The sequence below is a fragment of the Paraburkholderia sp. SIMBA_030 genome, assembly GCF_046535245.1.
In the GTDB taxonomy this organism is placed as follows: domain Bacteria; phylum Pseudomonadota; class Gammaproteobacteria; order Burkholderiales; family Burkholderiaceae; genus Paraburkholderia.
Window position 1 is genome coordinate 1 of record NZ_JAWRXB010000799.1, and the last position, 263, is coordinate 263.

At 63.5% G+C, this 263-nt stretch carries 1 protein-coding gene; it reads left to right on the forward strand.

Annotated elements, in window-relative coordinates; translation table 11 throughout:
- Window positions 1–263, forward strand: a 263-nt coding sequence (locus SB772_RS42180) for a histidine kinase dimerization/phospho-acceptor domain-containing protein (RefSeq protein ID WP_410838796.1), incomplete at both ends; no start/stop codon positions are given.

Below are 263 nucleotides of genomic sequence, written 5' to 3' on the forward strand. Positions count from 1 at the left end.
CTCTCGCAGGACATCACCGAACTCGAACGCACGGACGCCATGCGGCGCGACTTCGTGGCCAACGTCTCGCACGAACTCAAGACGCCGCTCACGGTGCTCTCGGGCTTTCTGGAGACGATGCGCGAGCTGCCGCTGTCCGAAGACGAGCGCAACCGCTATTTCGACCTCATGGAGCAGCAGGCGTCGCGCATGCGTCACATCGTGACCGATCTGCTCGTGCTGGCGAAGCTCGAAGGCGAAGGGCGTTCGCCGGGTGATCAGAT